We start from the raw sequence: 20404 nt of genomic DNA, 5'->3' as shown, positions 1-20404 counted from the left end.
ATGTCAGATAAAAAAATCGCATTTATAGGCACAGGTAATATGAGTTACGCCATTATTGGTGGCATGGTAAAAAACGGTTTTAACGCAAGTAATATTATTGCAACTAACCGCAACCAAGAAAAGCTTGCAAAGGTAGCATTTGATTTCAAGGTGCAAACCACCAGTGACAATAACGAAGCCCTGCGCGATGCTGATGTAATTGTTTTGTCTGTTAAACCACAAATGATGGGCGATTTATGTAAATCGTTTCAAGAGTCAGGCATAGACTTTAGCAATAAACTGTTTATTTCTGTTGCTGCGGGCTTAACCGTAAAACGTTTGCGCGAAATGCTAGGTAAAGACGTTAAAATGGTACGTTGCATGCCAAATACACCGTCTTTATTAGGTCGCGGAGTATCAGGTTTATATGGTGCGGGCGAAACACAAAGCGAACACGAATTTGTACAACAAGTTTTTGAATGCACTGGCATTGCGGTATGGGTTGAAGAAGAGTCACAAATAAACGATATTATTGCTGTCACCGGCTCATCACCTGCTTACTTTTTCTTGTTTATGGAAGCCATTGAAGAAAAAGCCAAAGCACTGGGCTTTAACGACGAAGACGCTCGTCGTTTAGTGCAACAAACAGCCCTTGGCGCCGCCGAAATGGCACTTAGCCAGCCTGATATTAGTATTTCGCAACTACGTTCGAACGTAACATCTAAAGGCGGTACTACTCACGCAGCTGTTGAGCACTTAAAAGATGAAGGCTTAACTAAAACCGTTGGCGATGCAATGGATGCCTGTATTGCGCGTGCAGAGCAAATGGAAAAAGAACTTTAAAACTACTTTTTTATTGAAGGTTACACTATGAATGCCATGCAATTTTTAATCAGTACCTTGTTTGATTTGTTTTTAATGGTGGTATTACTGCGCTTTTGGCTGCAGTGGGCAAAAGCCGACTTTTACAACCCAATGAGCCAGTTTGTGGTTAAAGCCACTTCGTTTGCAGTAAAACCACTGCGTAAAATCATTCCTGGATTTGGTGGGCTTGATTTAGCTTCTCTGTTGCTGGCATTTATAGTCGCTGTAGCCAAAATCAGTACTTTAATGCTTGTTATATATAATGCGTGGGCAATACAGCCTGTACTTATTCAAGCACTTATAACGGTACTAAAAGAAGGCCTTAATTTAGTATTTTGGGTACTTATTATTCGCGCTATTTTAAGTTGGGTTAGCCAAGGTTATAACCCTATAGAAGCGGTTTTCCATCAGCTTACTGAACCAATGCTAAAACCAATTCGTAAAATATTGCCATCAATGGGTGGCTTAGATTTATCAGTTTTAGTACTTATTATTGGTATTCAGTTTTTGCAAATGCTGCTTATGGATTTTTTAGTCTAATATGGATTTTTTAATTAGAGGCCCAAAGGCCTCTTTTTTATATGTTTTGAGGAATACATAATGAACCGTTTAATTAAGTTTTGTTTTATTGCTTGTTTAGCATTTGCATTTAACGCGAAAAGCGAAGAAATGCAAGGCGCACAATACAAAGAGCTTGGCCCATGGCAAGTGCATTACATTGCTTTTCCTTCTACTTTTATTCAGCCAAAAATAGCAAAAGCGTATGGCCTTGAGCGAAGCGGATACAAAGGCATTGTGAATATTTCTGTTTTAAAAAATGATGCCGAAAATACAGCCCAAACAGCAAAGCTTACTGGCACAGCTAGAAACCTACTTGGCAACAAACAAACGCTTACTTTTAAAGAAGTAAAAGAAGGTGATTCAATTTATTACCTTGCCCAAGTTGATTACACCAACGAAGAGATTTTACGCTTTGAGATTGAAATACAGCAAAGTAATCAATTTCAAAAATTACAGTTTCAGCAAAAATTTTACGTAGATTAATAACATGACCAAAACTTTAGTACTTGCTACAGGTAACCCTGGCAAAGTAAAAGAGCTAGCTAACATGCTAAGCTCTCTGAATATTAATGTAGTTCCACAGAGCGACTTTAACGTAGGTGAAGTTGCCGAAACCGGTACTACCTTTGTTGAAAATGCTATTATTAAAGCGCGCCATGCCGCTAAAATTACCGGCATGCCAGCTATTGCCGATGACTCCGGTTTAGAAGTTGATGGCTTAAATGGTGCGCCCGGTGTGTATTCTGCTCGCTTTGCAGGCACAGGTGCCAGTGATCAAGATAACATTGATAAGTTACTCGTAGACTTGGGTAATAATCCTATCCGAAGTGCACGTTTTTGGTGTGTACTGGTGTTAATGCGCCACGCAGACGACCCGACTCCGCTTATTTGTAGTGCTAGCTGGGAGGGCGAAATTACGCTCACTCAAAATGGCAACGGTGGATTTGGTTACGATCCAGTGTTTTTTGTAGCAGAACAAAATTGCACCAGTGCTGAGCTTACAAAAGAGCAAAAAAATGCAGTGAGTCATCGCGGACAAGCGCTGCAAAAATTATTACTAGAACTACAGCAAAAAGGCGGCCTGTGAACCTTCCACCACTGAGCTTATATGTGCATGTGCCTTGGTGCGTGCAAAAATGCCCGTACTGCGATTTTAATAGCCACGGACAAAAAGGTGAAATACCTGAAGCTGAATATGTTCAACACTTAATTGATGACTTAAAAGCTGATTTGCACTTAGTACAAGGGCGTAAAATTCACAGTATTTTTATTGGTGGCGGCACGCCAAGCTTATTAACTGGTGCAGCTTATACCCGATTATTAAATGAAGTCGACAACCTAATTGGGCTTGAAGAACACTGCGAAATTACCCTTGAAGCCAACCCTGGTACAGTAGAAACAGGTCGCTTTAAAGATTACGTAAAAGCAGGCATTAACCGTATTTCTATTGGTGTACAAAGCATGCAAAACGACAAGTTAAAAGCACTTGGTCGGATTCATGGCAGCGACGAGGCTAATTATGCTGCGCAGCAGGCTAAAGAAGCCGGTTTAAATAGCTTTAACCTTGATTTAATGCATGGCTTACCAGGGCAAACACTTGACGATGCACTGAGTGATTTAGAGCAAATTATAGCGCTCGATCCACCACATATATCTTGGTATCAACTAACTATTGAACCCAATACGCAGTTTGCTTCAAAACCCCCTACCTTGCCACAAGACGAAACACTGTGGGACATTCAAGAACAAGGAATAGAATTACTCAAACAAGCCGGTTACGTACAATACGAAATATCGGGTTATGCAAAACCGGGCTATCAATGCCAACATAACTTGAATTATTGGCGTTTTGGCGATTATCTTGGTATTGGCTGCGGCGCACATGGTAAGGTTACTGATGAAAATACAGGGCTTATAACGCGCACCGAAAAGGTTAAGCACCCGCGCGGTTATATGGATTTAATTAAACCGTATATGTACAAAAGCTGGCATGTAGAGCAAGACGATTTAGCATTTGAATTTTTTATGAATCGCTTTCGCCTTGTTGAGCCTTGCCCAATTAATGATTTTAATAAACTAACAACACTGCCACTGCAAAGTCAACAAAGCGCACTAAACCAAGCACTTAATAAAGGTTTATTGACTCAAACAGACAGTCATTGGCAGGTAACCTTAAAAGGTCATCGCTTTTTAAATGACCTACTAGAATTGTTCGTGTAGCGCTAAGGCACTACACGACAATATAAAGCGAATAAATATAAAACACCCTAATGGGTTTCTAACAACAAAAGGGAAAACAATGCGTAAACTTACTTTTATTGCAGCGGCTGTAAGCGTTGCACTGCTTGCTGGTTGCCAGCAAACAACACAACAATCAACTCCAGCCTCTGTTGCACAAGCAGTTCAATCACAACAAAGTGAAATCGACAAAGCGAATGCATTTTTTGAAGATACATTTAATCGCGATGTAATGAGCAGTCCTGTATATCAAACATATATGGGTATTAAGCAAGATTACGATAAGTGGGACGATGGCAGCGAAGAAAGAAAGCTTAAAGATTTAGCACAAACAAAAGCTGACCTAGTTGCATTAAAAGCAATTAATCGTGATTTATTAGATGATGCAACAAAAGTAAGTTACGACTTAAAAAAACAAGATCTTGAAAGTTCAATTGCCGACTTTAAATGGCGTTACCATAATTACCCTGTGAACCAAATGTTTGGTACGCATTCTATGATCCCTGCGTTTTTAATTAATCAGCACTCAATTAGTAATGCAAAAGAAGCTAAAGACTACATTTCACGTTTAAATGGTGTTACTGAGGTTATTGATCAGCTTATTACTGATTTAAATGTACGTGCAGAAAAAGGCATTATCGCTCCTAAATTTGTGTTCCCGCATGTTATTGATTCAAGTAAAAACATTATTCACGGTGCCCCATTCGAAAAAGGCGATGATTCTACATTGCTTGCTGATTTTAAACGTAAAGTAGCAGTGCTTGAAATTAGCCAAAACGAGAAAGACTCGTTAATCAGCGATGCATCAGATGCATTAAAATCGGCTGTTAAACCATCTTACTCTAAGCTAATTAACTACCTAGCACAGTTAGAAAAACGTGCAGATAACCGTGATGGCGCATGGAAATTACCTGATGGCGAAGCGTTTTATAACAACGCACTTAAGCGCACTACAACTACAGATTTAACGGCTAAAGAAATTCATGCAATTGGCCTGTCTGAAGTAACACGTATTCATGATGAAATGCGTGAAATTAAAGATAAAGTTGGCTTTAAAGGCGACTTAAAAGCCTTTATGCAGTTTATGAAAACTGACAAACAATTTTACTACCCTAATGATGCACAAGGTAAACAACGCTACCTTGATGAAGCAACAGGGCTTATCGATACAATGAAAACACGTTTAGATGAGCTATTCATTGTTAAACCAAAAGCTGATTTAAAAGTAAAAGCAGTTGAAGCATTCCGTGAAAAAGCAGCGGGCAAAGCATTTTACCAACAGCCAGCTCCTGATGGCTCACGCCCAGGTATTTACTACGCGAATCTTTACGATATGGAAGCTATGCCAACGTATCAAATGGAAGCGCTGGCATACCACGAAGGTATTCCGGGTCACCACATGCAAATAGCTATTTCGCAAGAACTAGAAGGCGTGCCTAAGTTTCGTAAATTTGGTGGCTACACTGCGTATATTGAAGGTTGGGGTTTATACTCAGAATTCATTCCTAAAGAAATGGGCATGTACTCAGACCCTTACTCAGATTTTGGTCGCCTTTCAATGGAGCTGTGGCGCGCATGTCGTCTAGTGGTTGATACGGGTATTCACGCAATGAAGTGGACTCGCCAAGAAGGTATTGATTACTACGTAAATAACACGCCTAATGCAACATCTGACGGTGTTAAAATGGTTGAGCGTCACATTGTAATGCCTTCACAAGCAACGGCTTATAAAGTAGGTATGCTTAAGATTTTAGAACTTCGTGAAGACGCTAAAAAGCAACTGGGTGATAAGTTTGATATTCGCCAGTTCCACGACGTTGTCCTTAAAAATGGTCCTGTACCACTTAATGTACTAGAAAACTTTGTTAATGAATGGGTAGCAAGCAAAAAAGCTTAAAACCAATTTAAACAATTGCTTTAAAGATGAAAGGTCGCATTTGCGACCTTTTTTGTTTTATAGTAGCAAAAAAGACTTTGGAAATAATAATGGATTTAAGCATACAACTACTTAACGCACGTATTTCAAAGCATCAGCTAGATGAGCTTGATAACGACTTTAAACAGTTAAGCCCAGCCCAACAGACATTGCAGCTAAATCATTTATATGAAAGCACTCAGCGTATGAGCATTAAATACGACTTTATGCAAAATGTGGCAACGCGTATTTTAACTACCAATGCACCTCCAGCCGCGTTTATAAACCAATTGACAACAACAGATACGTTAACCTTTTTTACCCCAGCACTTAAAGTTAATAAAGGCTTTTTAGCGCAAGACGTGCGGGGCAATAACGCGCTGCATAATGTATTTAAACACGCCGACGATCAAAAATTACCTTTTAATTATGTGCGCTCTTTAATGCTGTTTGAATCTAACGATGATTTAGTAAAAGCGCTTGCCCAGCCAAACGATCGCGGCCTAACACCCGTAGCTTGTTACATTGCGTATGCGAATAAGCCAAGCACGCCGGTTAAACATGAGTTTTCAGCGTTATTAGCACTCATGGAAATAGAGCAAAAACAAAACCCAATGGCTAAACAGCAACTGGCAAATACATTAAAAGGCGCAGGCCTTAACGAAACTAGCATTTTACTTAGTGCTGCTTACTTGCAGCGTTCAACCGCACAGGTGGCGCATTTAATTAGAGCAATTTAGTCATCTAAATAATATTCAACACTAGTAACAACGCGTATTTTTTTGATTTGTGGAGTGTTTGAATCGCGATTACTGATACTAAATTGCCCTTGGCGAGCTGTTTTTATTTTGCCTAATTTTGAATTAGAGTCTTTAGCAAATTTATTAGCGACTTCACGCGCTTTTTCAGTTGCTTCTTGCACCATCGCAGGTTTTACATCATTGAGGCCTGTAAAAATGTATTCAACTTTTGTTTCGTAACTATCCTGCACTATTGCGATATTTTGTTTAGCAAGCTGGCTTACTTTACTCAGGGCGTTTTGTACTTTATCTGGTGCATTTGAATAAACAATAATATTTGAGCGTATTATGTATCTAAACTTTTGATTTTCATTACTGTATTCACGTGATTGTTTATCAATAACTGACTGGCTGCCTATTGTTATTTCATCGTCGTCAAAACCATGGAGTTTTAAAAAAGCAGTTACCGCATCATTTTTTTTCTCAACTCGGCTGACTAATTCTTCAAGATCATTGTCGGCATCACTAAATTGCAGAGGCCAAATTACCGTATCGGCGATTACTTCTCGCTCGGCCAATCCCTTAACCTGCACAGTACGTTCCATCTCTTTCACACCCAGAGCGGTACTTTTTAAAATAAACCCCAAGCTAATTAGGCCTATACTTAAACAGATAGCCGCTATAACAATGTAAAAACCGGGGGTTTTATTCACAATAATCTCCTTGATTGATATCAATAATAAGCATCGATACGCTCGAAATAACACAGTAAACAGGGTACATTGAGACTATAAATAACGCAAAATTTAATCAGCCTAGGAAAAACCATGAGCCTTAAGCGTATAACCCAATTTTTTAACCCAAGCTCAGTGGCCGTTATTGGCGCCTCTAACGTATCAACTCGGGCTGGTTTTGTGGTTATGCGCAACTTACTTCAAGGCGGTTTTAAAGGGCCGATAATGCCCGTTACTCCAAGCCATAGCGCAGTACATGGCGTACTTGCTTACCCCTCTATTGCTGACTTACCAAAAGTACCCGACCTTGCTGTTATTTGTACTAACAAAAATACCTTAATTGATATTATTGAGCAGCTTGGAGAGCTTGGCTGTAAAACGGCTATTGTTATTGCCGATGGGCTATCTGGGGAACAAAAAAGCGCGCTTAAAGCATGCGCTCAAGCCAAACAAGTTACTTTGCTTGGACCCAATTGCTTAGGCTTGCTGATCCCTCATATTGGTTTAAATGCGAGCTTTTCACATACCGTGGCAAGCCCAGGTAAAATTGCATTTGTATCGCAATCAGCAGCAGTATGCTCAACCATTTTAGATTGGGCTAAAAACAAAGAAATTGGCTTTTCATATTTTGTATCAGTAGGCGATTGCCTTGATATAAACTTTAATGAACTACTCGACTTTTTAGGTCGTGATGCTAAAACCAAAGCTATTTTACTCTACATAGATAACATTGAAGATATTCGTGGCTTTATATCAGCAGCAAGGGCCGCCGCCTTTAGTAAGCCTGTAATTGCGATTAAAACAGGTAAAACAACTGCGGGCGCACTTGCAGCCGAAATTCACACCGGCGCAAAGCAAAGCTCTGATGCTGTTTACGATGCGTTATTCCAACGAGCGGGTATGCTGCGTGTAAATGATTTACGAGAGCTATTTGCAGCGACACAAACACTCGCCATGCATCCAAAATTATTAAAAGTAGAACAACTGACAATTTTAACTAATGGTGGTGGCCCAGGTGTTATGGCCGTTGATGAACTTATTCAAAGTTCCGGTAAATTAGCAGAACTAAGCATTGAAACCCGAAATGCGCTAAATAAAGTCATTCCGCAATCAGAAACCACCTCAAACCCTGTGGATATTTTTGGCGACTCTGCACCTGCGCGTTATAAGCAAGCATTAGAAATTTTACTGCACGCAAAAGAAGTTAAAAACTTACTGATTATCCATACTCCCTCAGCGCTTGCGCCCAGCGAAGACTACGCCAACATTATTGTAGAAACCTTACAAACATTACCCAAAATGGCGCGCCCTTACGTTATAACTAACTTTATGGGTGAAGACGCATCTTACGCCGCCAGAAAAGTGTGCTCAAACAACGCAATACCCACTTATAGAACACCAGAGGGTTCTGTAGGCGCGTTTATGCACTTGGTAACGTATCGCCGTAACCAAAAGCATTTAACGCAAACACCTGAGTCGAACACTGATGACGCTAAAATAAATAAAGTGGCCGCTAAAGCGCTTATTAATGAGTTTTTAGATGACGGACAAAGCTACTTACCTACTCATCAGGCAAGCCAAATATTAAACCACTATGGTATTAAATGCATTCAAACTGAGGTCGCTTACACCCCAACAGAAGCCAAAGAGCAAGCCATTGAGCTTGGTTTTCCAGTCGCGTTAAAACTTATTAGTCCAAGTATTGCCTCGAAGTCTGAAGTCGGTGGTGTGGTGCTTAACTTAAACGACGCCAACGAGGTTGAACAAACTGCTTTTGCGATGCTTATCCGTATTAAAAACACTTATCCGGATGCTGTTATTGAGGGGTTTTCATTACAAAAAATGGCGCCGCGAGCAGGGGCAAATGAGCTGCGAATTGCGATTAAAACCGAGCCCAATTTTGGCCCAGTTATATTATTAGGTGAAGCAGGAACCGGCCTTGAATATGCACAAGCCGCCGTTGCACTGCCTCCACTAAATATGAACTTGGCAAAGTATTTAATTGCTGCAGCGCACGACAAAGGCGTATTAAAGGAGCGCATACTCCCCGAAAAAGTTGATAAGTATCGTTTGTGTGCACTGCTAACGCGTATTTCTCAGTTAGTTATTGATCAACCTGACATTAGCTCAATGGAACTAAATCCTATTCTTGCCAGTAATGGGCAGTTTTTAGTGCTCGATGCCACTATGACACTTAATCGCTATCAAGCTCAGAGCAATCGTAAGCGGTTATCTATTCGTCCCTACCCTATTGAGCTTGTTGAAGTGGTAACACTTAAGAATAACACCCAAGCTACGCTCAGACCGATAAAACCAGAAGATGAACAAGCTCATAAAGTATTTGACGAGTCACTTAATAAAGAAGACAGATATAAACGCTTTTTTGGCGAGCTTCCACAGTTTAACCACGATCAACTCGCTAAAATGACCCAAATTGATTACGACCGTGAAATGGCGTTTATTGTTTGCCAACGCTTTGAAGGTAAAACCCGCACTTTGGGTGTATCTCGCGTCATTATGGATCCCGATAACCTACATGCTGAATTTGCTATTGTAGTACGCTCAGACTGCCAAGGCTTAGGGCTTGGTCGTATACTAATGAGCGCTGCAATTAATCACTGCAAACGCCAAAGTGTGGAGTCGATTGAAGGCATAACCTTACCTGAGAATACAGAGATGATTGAGCTTGCCCGTAAGCTAGGTTTTAAAATTAGCCGCGACTTTGAAGAGGGCAGTATTAACATGGTACTCAAACTTACATAATGAATAATTCGCAGACTTTAAGACAAAAATTGGCTTGCCTGTTTGAAGGCACAGGCCAGTACCGCCGAGCAGGGCATATTCTTGATATTGCACTCATTAGCTTAATAATGATCAACGTTGTAGCCATTGTTATTGAATCAATCCCAAGTGTGGTAGAGCAGTATTACAACGAATTCTTAGTTTTAGAAATTGTCTCAGTCGCTATTTTTGCTATTGAGTACTTAGCCAGACTTTGGGCTTGCGTAGATAAAACACAATATGCTGCAATAAAAGGATCTAATACCAAACGTCGGCTTAGTTATTTTTTCTCCCCTTTGGCAATTGTTGATTTAATCGCGATTTTGCCGAGCTTAATGATGTTTTTATTTCCTCTCGATTTACGTTTTTTACGTGTGCTTCGACTATTAAGAGTATTTAAACTCACACGCTACTCACGCGCCATGCAGCTACTTTTAAAAGCCTTTAACGATGAAGGTAGTTCACTAATGGCTGCTTTTTTTATTATGGCAGTGGTGCTTATTTTAGCTTCATGCGGAATTTACTTAATTGAGCACGACATACAACCCGATAAATTTGGCTCGATTCCCGCTGCTATGTGGTGGGCAATGGCAACATTAACAACCGTTGGTTATGGCGATGTAGTACCTATAACGCCATTAGGTAAGTTTTTCGGCGGGGTTATCACACTACTGAGCATGGGAATGGTTGCTATACCTACCGGTTTACTCGCGTCTAGTTTTTCAGAACAAATACGTAAACGCCGCCAGTTTTTTGAAGATGCCGTACATGAACAAATTCAAAATGGTACTCTTAATGATACTCAACAAGAACACCTAGAAGAGCTACGCTATAAGTTAGGCTTGAGTAAACTAGAAGCTAATAAGGCTATTAAAACACAGTTAAATGAGCACAATGGCCATTTATTTTGCAGGCACTGCGGTAAAAGGCCTTAAATAAGTACAATATTATCAATTGAACATATCACTCCAATCGCGATTAATAAGTGGTAGTACTTCGTTATTTGGTACAGGTTTACTAAATAAGTAGCCTTGGAAATGCCTACATCCTCTTTCTTTTAAAAAGGCGAGCTGATGTGAGCTTTCAACCCCCTCTGCTACACATTCTTTACCTAAACTGTGTGCAAGGGCAAGTATTGATTGAATAATGGCTTCGTCGTCAGAATCTATGCCTATGTCTTGTACAAAGCTCTTATCAATTTTTAGTACGTCGATAGGAAAACGTTTTAGATAAGTCAATGAAGCATAACCAGTACCGAAATCATCCATATAAAGCTTGCAGCCCAAACTTTTAAGCATCTCCATGCTGTGCAATGCTTGTTTTGAATCACGCATAAGTATCGACTCGGTAATTTCAAATACAATCGCGTCTGAGGGTATATTGGCATTACTTAGGGCTTTTCTGATCTCTGGCACTAACTCTATAAACTCAAAATCAAGTGCCGATAAATTTATTGATAAATAAAGCTTCGGCGATACCTTACGCCACTCTTTCAAATCCTCTAAAGCACGCGCCAATGTTTGCAGCATTATCTTTGTTATTAAACCAATGCCTTCAGCCGCTAAAGAAAATTCTTGAGTTTGGATAAGATTATTTTCAGGCCAGCGTAATAACACTTCAAACCCTTCTGTAATATAAGTTTTTGCGTTAACAATGGGTTGGTAATAATTACAAAATTCATGTTCTTGATAAGCTTTAGTAAGTTGTGACTCCAGGTGAAGTGTTTTTTGTACATGCTGATTCATTTCTTGTTTATAGAATTGATAGCTACTTTCAAGTGAATCTTTAGCATGGTAAAGCGCAATGTTAGCCGCTTTTAATAATGTAGCGCTTTCTTTTGCATCATCAGGAGATATAGCAACACCAATACTTAAATTAATATTAACGACCTGTCCGCTAACACTAATATTTTGGTTTACGCAATCCATTAGTTTTACGCATATAAGTAAAACCTCTTCTATTTTATGAACATCCTCTACGAGCGCAACAAATTCATCACCACTAAAACGTGCGACACTATCTGATGGGCGTAATGCACATTTTAATCTCTCTGCGACTTTTTTAATTAATTCATCACCCGCTTCGTGCCCTAAGGAATCATTAAAGTACTTAAAGCGCTTAATATTTATGTATAACAGTGCAACTTTACAGCTGTGCTTTTTTGCTTGTTCTAACGCATGCCCAACACGATCGTTAAACAACGTACGGTTTGGTAATCCCGTTAATACATCGTAATTAGCGAGCAAATGAAGTTCATTTTCAGCTGATTTTTGAGCGCTTATATCCGTTAATATAACAACATAACTATTTAATCGTTGCTCGTTATCGGCCACTGCACTTATTTTCACTAATACATAATGAGACTCACCATTTGCAAGCACTACAGTATCTTCGCAAGTGAAATGCTCGCCAACTAATAGTTTTTGTATAATCCGTAAATAGCCAAAACGATTGCTGCGTGAAATTCCTAAATTTAGAGAGCGACTAGAAAGCGACTCAGCAGAGAAGTTAAAGGCTGTTTGAAGTGATTTATTTGAGGCACGGATATTAAAGTTTTTATCGAGTATAAGCACCCAATCACGGGTTTGCTCAAATGCTGCGGTAAACAACAATGCATGCTCTTCAAACACCATCTCACGGGTCATATTAGTGTAGGTCCCCGCCACTTTTTGCGGGTTTTTTTCGTCCCACTCTACAACTTTGCCAAAATCTTTATACCACCGCCAATAGCCTTTTGCGTGGCGCAGGCGGTAGGTACAGTTAAAGTAACCTTTATCAGTAGATAAAAATTCTAACCATTCTAAGCGAAATAATTGTTTATCTTGCGGGTGAATTTTAGCTAAATAATCATCCAAACTCACTGTTTCATTATCGTAGCCAAGTTCATTTTTTAACCGAGGCTGATAAATGGAGGGGTTACTTGACTGCCAATCCCATACCCCAGATTCACTGCCTTCTAACGCTATTTTTAAGCGGGCTTCACTTTCTTTGCTCTCTTTATTTGCTGCTAATAGAATCCGTTGAATTTTATTGCGTCGCATCACCCACATTGTTACAAATGCAACGAGTAACATTGCATATAGCACCATAAAATAAGGCGCTCGCCAAAGCGGGTATTTTACTCTTATTTTTAAAGTTGCAGGTGCTGTGTATTTGCCTGTAAGTGGATCTTTCGCCCACACTTTTAATTGGTAGTTACCCGGATTAAGTTTAGGGAATAAAACGCGATTATTATTGCGAGTATACGTTTTCTGGCCATTGCCTAATTGATACTCATAAATAATACGCTCTTGATTACTAAATGCCATAGCAGAAAAAGCAACTTCAAGTCCTATGTCATCATGGTTCAGAATAACTTCATTTAGTGGCTGCTTTAAATCAAACGATAAATCACGCGACATCAAATTGACTCGTGTAATATTGACATGATCAATTAGCACCTGAGTATTTTTATTTTCCATTGGCTGGAAATAGGTGAGACCTTTTAAGCCACCATATGCAATACGGCCATCTTTTAGGCGTGCCATTGCGTTGCTATTAAATTCAGCCGAAAGCAGCCCTTCAGATACAGTAAACTGTTGAAAATGTAATGTTTTTGGGTTTAACCGCCAGATACCTTTGTGGCTACTCATCCAAATCATACCGTCATCATCTAGCACCATGTCATAGAGTAAAGTGCCCAATTTATTTTTTTCCAAATCAATTGTATGTACTAGCTGATAAGTTAAAGCATCAAGTCCTATTAGGCCAAAATTAGACAATGATATCCATAAAATATTGTTGTTATCTATAACATACGACAACACACTAATAGCAACATTTTCATGCTGTTTGGGTACTTTATAAATCATTTTCAATGCAAAATTTTCAGGGTTTACTTGATATAAAATTCCCGCATTAAAAAACAATGGTGAATCGGGTTTACTAGAAAGTGGTGGTAAAAAACCATGGGCTAGGAAGGGTTGAAATTGTGCAAATTCACCACCTAAACGAGTCACTATTTGCGTATCAATGTTATAAATAAACACGCCATGATCTGAGTGCACATAATATAAATCGCCATTTGGCATAAGTGTAACACCATGCACCCAGCCTTTTATTTTATCTTGGTTAGCAGGATTTTTTGTTATTGGTTTACTAACATCATGTGTAATTGGATCAAAAACAAACAGCCCTCGGTTACTGTAAAGCCACAATTTATTTTTATAAGGCATTATTTCATAAACAGTAAATTCGGTTGTTAGTAAATCTACTTTATAGTCTTTTAAGTAGACCTTTCCTGTATTGGCTTTTAAATCGACCTCGGTTATGCCATTGTGCGTGGCTAACCATAACTTATCATTGTATTCGGTAATGCCCCACACCGAATGATGCGACAATCCATCACCACCTAATAAACTGCCATCAACATTACTAAAATTATAATTATCGTTTGATAAATAAAATGCGCCATCTGTTTTGGTCGCCACCCATGTGCCACCTGATTTATCTTTTACCATATCAATAATACTAGTATCAGCAAGCGTATATTTACTTTGCGTTATACGCGTATTTTTAATCAATTCGCCACTGGTTAAGTCAAACTTAAACAATCCTTTATCTGTAGCTAAATCTACTTTTCCATGAGCGTTAACAATTTGCCAAATATTTAAATCTGCCAACAAAGCCTTATTTTTAAATGGTAGGTCGGGGCGCTCAAACATCTTCGATAAATTACTGATATCTACTTGATACAACCCCTTTACAGCACCAACGAGAAGTTGATTACTTTCGTCTAAAGCGAACGCTTTCACATTATTTTGGTAAATATGTTCAGGCTCGCCCTTTAAATGCTGTAGTGGACGTATTTGTTCCGTCGCGATATCAAATACATAAGCACCGTGGCTAGTGCCAATAAAAATATAGCCATTGTAGTGAAAAAGCTCCCTAACTAAAGTGTTCTTATATTCATGTGAAAGCTCAAAAATAGAAGTTACTACACCACTTTCAATGTCTAACTTTGCAAAGTCTCTACCTCGTCCAATCCACAGTGTTTTTTCATCAATCGCTAGCATGCTAAAAGCAGACTCGTTAATAATTTGTTCTTCGCTAGTGGGTTTTTCTAGAAATTGTTTGTATGAGTTAGTTGCAGGGTCGTACCTAAACAAGCCCGCAAGCAATGATGCAATCCAAATATGGCCTTGAGGGTCTTGGTAAATACGGTCAATAATAGCTTCTTCTAATTCGCCATTAGGGCCATTAATAGGAATAACCTGATAACCATCATAACGATTCAATCCCGCTTCTGTCGAAAGCCATAAGTAACCGCTATTATCAATAAGCATAGTGTTAACGTAGCTCTGTGACAAACCTTCGTTTGGAGATAAACGCTTCACTTGTGCGCCTACTTGAGAGCTTAAAATAGCAGTAAAAGCTATTAAACTACATATGATCCAGTTAACACATCTGCTCATGCTTATTCCATATTATTTGATGCTATGGGTATTTTAAGGCGACTACATTGCGGTGTTTATAAGTATCGAAAAGTACTTGTAAAGCAAGAGTATATGTTAACACTTGGTTAAAACCAACAGTGCGGTATAAATCAACTAGTGTTTTGTAGGCAAAGGTATAAACAACTTTATTTTGCTTCTCTAAGAGTGTTGTTATTAATAGCTTTGCTAAACCTTTAGATCTATGCTGAGGAGCGACAAAAACGGTCGACAAAAATAAAAATTCGGCTTTATGTTGTAAGCGGCACGCAGCAACAATATCTGTTTTATTATAAACAACCCAAAGTTGATCTTGCTTATTAGCACGCCCCCTTACGCTGTATTGCTTATAAAATTTATTAACAAGTGGACTTTTAACTTGTTCTAATATTTCAACCTTATACATACCTAACTTAGCATCATTGACAAATACTGTTCAAATTGCTGTTTTAAAAACATTTGCTCAGCAACCGGACGGCTATGAATAGTGTTATACACTTGTTCACGCGTTTTTTTATTGCGTTTAATTTGATACGCCCAAAATGACGCTTCATAATCGAGCTGAATTTGGTATTTTTCTTCACGTGGTAACAGACATAAGTTAAAGCTCATAGTATTTCCTAATTCATTCCAATAAATTACCAGCTTAAATAGCAATAATGCTATAAACCAACCAATAAGGTGGCCATATTGCATTATACGCCGCGTATTTTATTTACTTCTGTAGTAATTTAAAATAGCAGCCACAACATTTTAGCATCTTATTATTGTTGATTAATTTATTTTTATCCCGTCGTATTTTAATACCAATCTGCTTATGTATGGGGTCTATTTAACGTTAAGAAAATTACGCTAGAACTAGGCAAAAGTTTTTGTATCTAGTTGTTCTAAATAAAAAATTTTTAACGACGTTATAGTGCAATTTAATTCGTTAAATTGATCAAAGATTTATGCAGGTTGGTATAACAACCGTTTTGTGTGTTCCAAGAACACAATTGGCACATAGAAAAGCAAGCTTTAGATGGAATTAGTTATGAGGTATCGATTATAGATTAATAGTCGTAACAGTAGCTTTGTGGCCGTAAATAGTACTTTAGTGACTGGCTAATTAATCGAAGCTTTGGATAATAAATCTATCCCAAGCAGCTATTTTCAGCGCTAAATTGTTCAAATTCTATGCAGCACTGGCATTATATGTGCCAAAAGGCAGATAAGAATTAAAAATCAAATCCTTGCTGTTCGGTTTTACTATTTAACGCTGAATTTTTTTGATCTTTTTGCAGGTAACGCTTGTAGCGTTGTTGACATAAACTAAGCACTTTCTTTTTTTGGGCATTACTTAGTGAGTTCCAAGTAAAACGCTCATCGCGACTGCGGTAGCATCCCTTGCAATACCCTCTATTATTCACTAGACAAATACCTTTGCAAGGGCTTGGAATATCAAATATTTCAATTTGTTGCATTGTATTAATACCACTTAAGAAGGTCAGACTTTTAGTATAGCGTTTTTTTTAAGCAAAAAAAAAGTGACAAATAAACAGTCACTTTTCAAAGGTTATTAAACTCACCTGTGACCTTTGAGCATAAAGGTTCTATTTAGACGCAATTGAATCACGGCGCGAGGTCTGCAATCTCGTGGGCAAAGTAAATACAGGGCAACAAAGAGTAAGTCGCCCAATAGCGAACTCAAAGGGCAGCGTATGTTTAATCTAAAAAGGTAAGCAGACCCCGCTTAGTGCTCACAACTTTTAATATTAATCTCACTCTTACGATGAAAAGGCTTAGCGTACATTGCAAGTACAAGCGGTTTAAGCTCTTCAGGTACATTAGCCATTCGCTGTTCGAAGGTGGCTGTATCTGGTGAGTCAATTACTGCTTTTTTACAGCCACCAGCAATATAATTTCCGGGGTGTAAATAAAATGAATCCACTATTTGCTGATCAATCGTTTTTGCCAACGCTTCTGCGCTATCACAATTGGATTCAATAGGCCGTCCAAACGCTAAATGAACATGTCCCTTGGCGGTACTAAAGCCTTCGACGATACTGGCAATATCTTCACCAGCAGACTTAATATATTCACCGTGGAGTTGCTTATGATATAACTCTTTAGCTTTAGAAATAGCACACGGCTCGTATTGATAAGATATAGAAACAGGGACTATTTTTAACTCTTTTATATAATCACCAAATTCTTTCTTTTGCTTGCGCCCATTAAGTTGCAGCATTTTTAGAAGCGCAGGATCCGTTTGATCAAATCCATCTTTCGCACGCCCCTCTTTTTGTGCAATCCAAATAGAGTTTCCACCGATTAAAGAGTCATAGATATATGACGATAACTGGGTTAATGCTTTTAACATTTCTTTTGGTGCTTTAGCAGAGCGCTTGACAATGAAACTTTTATTTAAGCGCATAAGTTCAGTGATATAAGGTATTTGTAATAAATTATCGCCAATGGCAATACGCACTGTTTTCATTTTGTGTTGAAACAAACCCCAATTGACTAATGCTGGATCCAGTACTATGTCGCGATGGTTAGAGATAAATAAATAAGCTTGTTTAGGGTCTAATTCATCGAGACCTGAAAAAGTAACTTTTGACGTGGTGCGTTTTACTAGCTTATCAAGGTATTGTGCAACCTCGTTCTGTACGTCTTCAACAGTTTTTACCTGCCCCCATTTTTTACGCAGCTGGCTTCTTACCAGTGGACGTGCAATAAAAGGCACTGCCGATAAAAAACGCGGTAAGTTGTATTTTGCTATTACATCAATAAACGCATTATCGTTGATTAAACGCGTAAGCGAAGCCGCAACTTCGTCGTCGTTGTATGGGCGTATATCTGCGTATTTATCTTCTAATTCACTCATTACTACATCTACAATGTTAAAAAACGGCACGCTAAAGCGCACCGTTTATGTCTATATCCGATTATAACTCAGCCAATCTAAAATGCGAAATAACCAATAAACGGCTTTTATTACTTAAGTGGATCATGCTCTTTACTTTACATAAAGTTCGACCATGAAACCTAGTATTAGTGCAACAAATTTAGCTAACCAATCCAGTAAAATACCATATTCTTAGACTGTTAGTGGGCTGACCACTACTACATAGCCCTCTAATCATTTGGTAGTAATACCATTAACAAAGCCTTTCTTTCGTAGTACCTTAAGCCCATATTTTAGATTTTTGATGGATCGTAAGCCTCTTTTTTACGATTTTAACTCTTTCAGATCCACTTATTTTAGGGCTCATAATGAACATTACTATTCTTGATAACGCTACATTAGCTAAAACATCTCTTACTTGTATTGAACAACTTGGTAAATTAACGACTTATGAACTTACTAGCCCAGAGCAAGTTATTGAACATTGCCAAGATGCTGATGTATTAATCACTAATAAAGCAGTTTTAAATCGCGACACGATTAGTCAACTGACTCAGCTTAAACTAATCTGCGTTAGCGCAACTGGTACTAATAATGTTGATTTAGAAGCCGCTAAAGAATTTGGTATTGCCGTAACTAATGTAGCTGGCTATTCAACACCTTCTGTTGTTCAACATACGTTTTCTTTAATTACTAATTTACTGGGTAACACACACCGCTATCAGGCGGATTGCCAGCAAGGCGCGTGGCAAAAAAGTGACATGTTTTGCATACTCGATTACAGCTTTAACGACCTACAAGGTAAAACATTTGCCATTATAGGCGGTGGTACGTTAGGCAAGGGTGTTGCGAAAGTGGCTGAGGCATTTGGCGCTAATGTTATTGTAGCAGAGCGTAAAGGGGTTAAATGTCGAGATGGTCGTACGCCTTTTGAAGACGCCATTAAAACAGCAGATATAATCAGCGTACACTGCCCGCTAACAGATGAAACACGTGATTTAATTTCGCTTAATGAGCTTAAAATGATGAAGCCAAGTAGCATTATTATTAATACCGCACGTGGTGGCATTATTAACGAAGCCGACCTAGCTAAAGCACTTGAGCAAAACCTAATTGCAGGCGCAGGTGTTGATGTACTAACTAAAGAGCCTGCCGAGCTTTCAAATCCACTTGCTAATTACAAAGGCAATAATTTATTACTCACTCCACACATTGCATGGGCAAGTACTGAATCTATCGTACGCTTAATTAATGAAGTAAGTTTAAATATTACTGCATTTAATAATGGTGAATCACGTAACCGCTTGGTGTAGTGATTTTATTGTAGTAATCAAAAAAACTAAAAAATGGCTGTTTTTACTAACACATTTAATATTTTGCTAGATAAAAACAGCCAAGACAACTTAAGGCAATGATTAATAACAACTTATAATTATGGTATACCCTTTGCTTTAATACAGCTAATAACAAATTAAAAACTTTATTAAGGTAAATAAAAATGAAAAAATCACTTTTAGCTGCAGCTTTAATCGCTCCATTTTTAACAGGCTGTGTTATTGCAGTGTCAGATGGCGAAACAGAAACACATTGGGCTGGTAAAAATTCATCTAGTTGGGAAACTAAGAATAAAAATAATCGTGAAGCCATTTCAGAGCTTGCAATGGATAGTAGCTATCAATCCGTGTTAACTAAATTAAAAACACCTGACTTCACTGAATTATTAAAAAAAGGTGATGATGTTTATCAAATACTGTTTTACGTAACGCATAGCCTTCATTCTGACGGAAAAACAACGAAAGATGAATGTACTCCACTGATATTTAAAAATGACAAATTAGTCGGTATGGGCGAAAGTGCTTTGGGAATGATAAATAATTAAAAAAACCGTCACTACATTGTTATTGCCGCCTTTATTGATGGAACTTAGGTTAGGTTATTTGTAGGAGTGTGATACCAATCTGCTTATATATGGGGTCTATTTAACGTTAAGAAAATTACGCTAGAACTAGGCAAAAGTTTTTGTATTTAGGGCGTGTTGTTCTAAATAAAAAATTTTAACGACGTTATAGTGCAATTTAATTCGTTAAATTGATCAAAGATTTATGCAAGTTGGTATGGCATATACAAACCAACTTTTTCCTATTGTAAGTCCACTCAGCACGCTGGTGTTAGTTGTTATAAGATAAGAAGTAAAAGTAGTTTATTATACGCAATACAGGTCACTTAGGAGAACA

The 20404-nt window shown here is 38.4% G+C and carries 17 protein-coding genes; 11 read left to right on the top strand and 6 right to left on the bottom strand.

Annotated elements, in window-relative coordinates:
• The 7 genes from proC (at position 1) to LOS73_RS02565 (ending at position 6297) form a co-directional block, all read left to right on the top strand.
• The gene (gene proC, locus LOS73_RS02595; RefSeq protein WP_457934434.1) at positions 1-822 is read left to right on the top strand and encodes a pyrroline-5-carboxylate reductase; all 822 of its coding nucleotides are present in this window, start codon (positions 1-3) and stop codon (positions 820-822) included.
• Positions 823-849: 27 nt separating this feature from the next.
• Positions 850-1383, top strand: coding sequence for a YggT family protein (locus LOS73_RS02590; RefSeq protein ID WP_002962568.1), 534 nt, complete (start codon positions 850-852; stop codon positions 1381-1383).
• A gap of 60 nt (positions 1384-1443) precedes the next feature.
• Complete coding sequence (locus LOS73_RS02585) at positions 1444-1887, top strand: DUF4426 domain-containing protein (RefSeq protein ID WP_457934433.1); 444 nt, start codon at positions 1444-1446, stop codon at positions 1885-1887.
• Between the two features lie 4 nt (positions 1888-1891).
• Positions 1892-2491 (top strand): XTP/dITP diphosphatase, encoded by a 600-nt coding sequence (locus tag LOS73_RS02580; RefSeq protein ID WP_033028329.1) that lies wholly within the window; start codon positions 1892-1894, stop codon positions 2489-2491.
• Positions 2488-3624, top strand: coding sequence for a radical SAM family heme chaperone HemW (hemW, locus tag LOS73_RS02575; protein ID WP_457934431.1), 1137 nt, complete (start codon positions 2488-2490; stop codon positions 3622-3624). Before LOS73_RS02580 ends, hemW begins: the two co-directional genes overlap by 4 nt.
• A gap of 79 nt (positions 3625-3703) precedes the next feature.
• Positions 3704-5539 (top strand): DUF885 domain-containing protein, encoded by a 1836-nt coding sequence (locus LOS73_RS02570; RefSeq protein ID WP_007376529.1) that lies wholly within the window; start codon positions 3704-3706, stop codon positions 5537-5539.
• 89 nt (positions 5540-5628) lie between these two features.
• Positions 5629-6297 carry a hypothetical protein gene (locus LOS73_RS02565; RefSeq protein WP_007376530.1) on the top strand — a complete coding sequence of 223 codons (669 nt, stop codon included), beginning with the start codon at positions 5629-5631 and terminating at the stop codon, positions 6295-6297.
• Here LOS73_RS02565 and LOS73_RS02560 read toward each other — a convergent pair.
• A complete protein-coding gene (locus LOS73_RS02560; RefSeq protein ID WP_457934430.1) occupies positions 6294-7010 on the bottom strand; it encodes an SIMPL domain-containing protein in 717 nt (238 codons plus the stop codon). The genes LOS73_RS02565 and LOS73_RS02560 overlap by 4 nt on opposite strands.
• A gap of 114 nt (positions 7011-7124) precedes the next feature.
• On the opposite strand from LOS73_RS02560, the gene LOS73_RS02555 reads away from it, so the two are divergent.
• Together LOS73_RS02555 and LOS73_RS02550 are read left to right on the top strand one after the other, a co-directional pair.
• Positions 7125-9794 (top strand): bifunctional acetate--CoA ligase family protein/GNAT family N-acetyltransferase, encoded by a 2670-nt coding sequence (locus LOS73_RS02555; RefSeq protein ID WP_457934429.1) that lies wholly within the window; start codon positions 7125-7127, stop codon positions 9792-9794.
• A complete protein-coding gene (locus LOS73_RS02550) occupies positions 9794-10747 on the top strand; it encodes an ion transporter (RefSeq protein WP_033015870.1) in 954 nt (317 codons plus the stop codon). The genes LOS73_RS02555 and LOS73_RS02550 overlap by 1 nt, the downstream gene beginning before the upstream one ends.
• 15 nt (positions 10748-10762) lie before the next feature.
• Here LOS73_RS02550 and LOS73_RS02545 read toward each other — a convergent pair whose 3' ends face one another.
• The 5 genes from LOS73_RS02545 to LOS73_RS02525 all read right to left on the bottom strand — a co-directional run bounded on the left by LOS73_RS02545 (position 10763) and on the right by LOS73_RS02525 (position 18149).
• Positions 10763-15265 (bottom strand): EAL domain-containing protein, encoded by a 4503-nt coding sequence (locus tag LOS73_RS02545; RefSeq protein WP_457934427.1) that lies wholly within the window; start codon positions 15263-15265, stop codon positions 10763-10765.
• A gap of 22 nt (positions 15266-15287) precedes the next feature.
• Positions 15288-15689 carry a GNAT family N-acetyltransferase gene (locus LOS73_RS02540; protein WP_149614631.1) on the bottom strand — a complete coding sequence of 134 codons (402 nt, stop codon included), beginning with the start codon at positions 15687-15689 and terminating at the stop codon, positions 15288-15290.
• A gap of 2 nt (positions 15690-15691) precedes the next feature.
• Positions 15692-15895 carry a DUF3283 family protein gene (locus LOS73_RS02535; RefSeq protein ID WP_033023391.1) on the bottom strand — a complete coding sequence of 68 codons (204 nt, stop codon included), beginning with the start codon at positions 15893-15895 and terminating at the stop codon, positions 15692-15694.
• Between the two features lie 605 nt (positions 15896-16500).
• Complete coding sequence (locus LOS73_RS02530) at positions 16501-16746, bottom strand: DUF1289 domain-containing protein (protein ID WP_033028336.1); 246 nt, start codon at positions 16744-16746, stop codon at positions 16501-16503.
• A 269-nt stretch (positions 16747-17015) separates the two neighbouring features.
• The gene (locus tag LOS73_RS02525; RefSeq protein WP_342865441.1) at positions 17016-18149 is read right to left on the bottom strand and encodes a 1-acyl-sn-glycerol-3-phosphate acyltransferase; all 1134 of its coding nucleotides are present in this window, start codon (positions 18147-18149) and stop codon (positions 17016-17018) included.
• A 389-nt stretch (positions 18150-18538) separates the two neighbouring features.
• On the opposite strand from LOS73_RS02525, the gene LOS73_RS02520 reads away from it, so the two are divergent.
• A complete protein-coding gene (locus LOS73_RS02520; protein WP_007376539.1) occupies positions 18539-19483 on the top strand; it encodes a D-2-hydroxyacid dehydrogenase in 945 nt (314 codons plus the stop codon).
• Positions 19484-19668: 185 nt separating this feature from the next.
• Positions 19669-20049, top strand: a complete 381-nt coding sequence (locus LOS73_RS02515) for a DUF3192 domain-containing protein (RefSeq protein ID WP_007376540.1) — start codon at positions 19669-19671, stop codon at positions 20047-20049.
• Positions 20050-20404 lie beyond the last annotated feature (355 nt).

The sequence above is a fragment of the Pseudoalteromonas sp. SCSIO 43210 genome (assembly GCF_054133285.1).
Note: the sequence above shows the minus strand (reverse complement) of the source record. Positions and strands in the feature narration are given on the sequence as shown.